Below are 3,685 nucleotides of genomic sequence, written 5' to 3' on the forward strand. Positions count from 1 at the left end.
ACCAAAGCTTCCCAATCATCACCAAGCTTTTTTAGAAGTAGTATTTCCACCCGGGCCCCGCTTTCTTTATAGGCAAAAAAGCGCGCCGGAATAACCCGGGTTTCATTCAATACCAGAGCATCCCCCTTTTTCAGGTACTGACCTATATCCTTAAAGACCCGGTCTTTTAAATCTCCGCTCTCTCGGTCCAGAACCAGCAAACGGGAACTATCCCGGTATTCCGCCGGATACTGGGCAATTAGCTCCGGGGGCAAGTCATAGTGATAGGTGGAAAGGCGGTAAATATCTTCATTTTTGTCGTGTAGCATTTATCTGCGGCTCCAAATATTTATTATCAAGGTCAATACCAGACGGGCCATATTTTCCATCTTTCTTTCACCTTTGATTATTAAGGAAAGTGAGGGGTAAGGGGTGAGGGAGTTAAGTTATTTCCTACTACATCTTACTATTCAAGCCCCTACTAACTCACTTTCATCATTGGTTGTGGTACAGCACTCAGGGTTTAAATTTTTACTAAATTAAGTAAGCGTTTTATTGAGTGCCGGGCCCTTATGCAACAAAAGGGGTTTTTGCAGTGGAGTACCTTATATCAAGATTTCTTGCGGGATGGCTGGTAACGCTCCATTTCACTGTAGAGACAACCGCAATATTGCTGGCGGTACAGCCCCATTTCCCGCGATATAATCCCGGTCTGCCGGAAACCCTCTCTAAAATCCCGGTACAAGAAAGGCACCTCATACTTCTCCCCTATAGCTTCCCCTATTTCCCTGATTAATTCATGTTTCTGGTACTTGCTGACCAGCAGGGTGGTGGTGAAGTAATCGAATTTCCCTTTGCGGGCAACACGGGCTGCCTGTTCCAATCTCATTTGGTAACACAATAAACAGCGGCGGCTTTCCCGGTAGGTAATATTATGAAAATAGTCAGCCGGCTTGTAGTCCGGCTCGAAAACAACCTTTAGGGCAACCTTCTGAGCATATTCCTCCAGGGCTTCTTTTCTTTTCTGGTATTCCGTAAAGGGATGGATGTTGGGGTTATAGAAATAACCCATCAGCTCGTAGCCCTCCTCCCGCAAACGCGGAACGGGATAACTGGCACAAGGCCCGCAACAAATATGCAACAATACTTTGCTCATGCCTTTACCCCCAATAAGCGGACTGCCTATTCATCCGAAAACAGCCCTTTTACCTGCAAATTCCCTTTTACCGGATAGCCCAGATGACGGTAGGCGTGCTCGGTAGCCATCCTCCCCCGGGGAGTCTTCTGGATAAAGCCCAACTTCAAGAGATAGGGTTCATAAACATCGCTAATGGTATCAGATTCTTCGGAAACTGAAGCAGCCAGGGTATCCAAGCCTACCGGTCCCCCACTGAACTTTCCGATAATTGCCTCCAGAATCATTCTATCCATTACATCTAGTCCACATTCATCTATTTCCAGCATTTCCAAAGCCCATTTGGCCAGAGAAAAATCGATATTTCCATTACCCTTGACAACAGCGTAGTCTCTTACCCTCCGCAACAAACGATTGGCTACCCGCGGTGTGCCCCGGGAACGCCCGGCTATTTCTGCGGCTCCTTCCTTATCCAGACTAATCTCCAGTATTCGGGCTGCCCGGAGGATTACCTCACCAAGCTCAAGCGGAGTATAGAAATCCAGCCGACAGCTTATGCCAAAACGGTCGCGCAAGGGTGAACTTAAAAGCCCGGGACGGGTAGTGGCCCCGATCAAGGTAAATGGCGGCAGGTCCAGGCGCAGAGTGCGGGCCGCCGGGCCTTTGCCGATAATAATATCAATCACATAATCTTCCATGGCCGGGTACATTATCTCTTCCACATTACGGTTCAGCCGGTGAATTTCATCAATAAACAAAACTTCGCCTGGTTCCAGATTGGTGAGAATTGCTGCCAGGTCTCCCGGCCTCTCAATAGCTGGCCCCGAAGTCTTACGGATGGGCTTGCCAACTTCGTTGGCTATTATACTGGCCAGAGTAGTCTTGCCCAGTCCCGGGGGACCACTGAGAAGGACATGATCCAGGCTTTCCTTCCGCTCCCGCGCAGCAGTGATAAATACCTCTACATTTTCCTTTACCTTTTCCTGTCCAATATATTCGGATAAGCGCCCGGGCCGTATTGTGTTTTCACTGTTGTCATCTTCGGCCAGTAGATGAGAAGAAATAAGTCTCTCTTCCAGCATACTCCCCCCTTTTTAGCGTTTCATTTCCTGCGCTTTGGTCTTCAGTACCATCTTTATATTTTTCTCCACACTATTCCCCAATTGCTCATTCTTAGCCAGATCCATAATCGTTGGCAGGACTTCACTACGGCTATAGCCCAGTATTTCCAGGGCCTCCATAAGCTCATCCAGCTGCGGTCGCTGCTCCTTTTCCACCCCGACCAGCTTTAATTCCGGAACTTTATCCTGCAGCTCGAAAATCATCCTCTGGGCGGTCTTTTTACCCACACCCGGTATGCGAACCAGGGTCTTTTCATCCTGACTGGCTATCGCCCGGTAAAAGGTCAGCGGTTCCATGGTTGAAAGCACCGCCAGGGCTCCCTTGCTTCCTATCCCGGAAACCGTGAGCAAGGTCTTAAAAAGCCTGAGCTCGTCCTGGTCAAGAAAACCAAAGAGCTTGAACTCATTTTCCAGTACCTGCAAGAAGGTGTGGATAAGTATGGGCTCATCTTTTTGCGGTAAACGAGGAAAAAGACGGGAATGAATATTTACCTCATAACCTACCCCATTGACATCAACTATAATACTGTCCGGTCGCCGTTCAAAAACAGCACCCTTAAGAAATGCAATCATATATAGCCTCCATTCCAACAAATAAGCTGTAGCAGGCAGTGTAAATCTTTGATGCGATAATTATTATTAGCAATAGCATGATCACCTGTAGTTCTATTTCAATGTTTTTTGAGTCAGTTCAAATATAAATTCATCGGTTGATTTTTTACCGGTTGTACAACGCTATCTTTTTTCTCCGGCCTTCGCCGCTGAACTCCCTGCTAAATAAGACAAACGGTAGGAATGCAGGTGGCAAATAGCAACAGCCAGAGCATCAGCAGCATCATCCGGGCGGGGTAATTCCTGCAAGGTCAGAATCTTTTGCACCATAAGTTGCACCTGCTTCTTTTCCGCCTTACCATAACCCACCACCGCTTGCTTGACCTGAAGAGGAGTATATTCCGCCACCGGCATCCCGGCAGCCGCTGCCGTCATCAAAATCACTCCCCGGCTCTGAGCTACAGTGATTACTGTTTTGGAATTGTGGTTAAAAAATATTTCCTCCACCGCTACCGCATCAGGTTTATATTCCATCAATAAAGATTCCAGTTCTTTATGGATCTGCTGTAGTCTCAGGGGCATCTCCATCTGAGCGGGGGTAACTATAGTACCATATGTAATTGCTTTAACTCGTCCCGCTTCCGAGCAAATCAGGCCATAACCCGTTGTGGCCGTACCGGGGTCAATTCCCAGAACCCTCATTTTTTCACCATACCTTTGCTATGGCCAGCTCTCAAGCTGAAATATAAAGGAAAAATCGCCGACCATTTAAGCATGCCAGTTTATTTTGCAATTGTTGCATAGACCAGCAAACTAAATACTATAATACTCTAAAATCAGCCTGAGTTCCATGCATAAACTCTGGGATAGTATAGATTCATGGGGGTTGTTCTGGACA

The 3,685-nt window shown here is 47.2% G+C and carries 5 protein-coding genes; all 5 read right to left on the reverse strand.

Annotated elements, in window-relative coordinates:
- A partial coding sequence (locus PHP87_RS11390; RefSeq protein WP_299921465.1) for an S-adenosylmethionine:tRNA ribosyltransferase-isomerase occupies positions 1-308 on the reverse strand: 308 nt, incomplete at its 3' end.
- Positions 309-589: 281 nt separating this feature from the next.
- A complete protein-coding gene (locus PHP87_RS11395; protein WP_299921468.1) occupies positions 590-1,135 on the reverse strand; it encodes an epoxyqueuosine reductase QueH in 546 nt (181 codons plus the stop codon).
- 26 nt (positions 1,136-1,161) lie between these two features.
- Positions 1,162-2,196 carry a Holliday junction branch migration DNA helicase RuvB gene (gene ruvB / locus PHP87_RS11400; RefSeq protein ID WP_299921470.1) on the reverse strand — a complete coding sequence of 345 codons (1,035 nt, stop codon included), beginning with the start codon at positions 2,194-2,196 and terminating at the stop codon, positions 1,162-1,164.
- A gap of 12 nt (positions 2,197-2,208) precedes the next feature.
- Entirely contained in the window at positions 2,209-2,808 is a 600-nt protein-coding gene (gene ruvA / locus PHP87_RS11405) for a Holliday junction branch migration protein RuvA (RefSeq protein WP_299921472.1), read from the reverse strand.
- Positions 2,809-2,970: 162 nt separating this feature from the next.
- Positions 2,971-3,489: a crossover junction endodeoxyribonuclease RuvC gene (gene ruvC / locus PHP87_RS11410; RefSeq protein ID WP_299921474.1), complete on the reverse strand. Its 519-nt coding sequence runs from the start codon at positions 3,487-3,489 to the stop codon at positions 2,971-2,973.
- Positions 3,490-3,685: the final 196 nt, after the last annotated feature.

This window comes from Syntrophomonas sp., assembly GCF_028707975.1.
Lineage (GTDB): Bacteria > Bacillota > Syntrophomonadia > Syntrophomonadales > Syntrophomonadaceae > Syntrophomonas.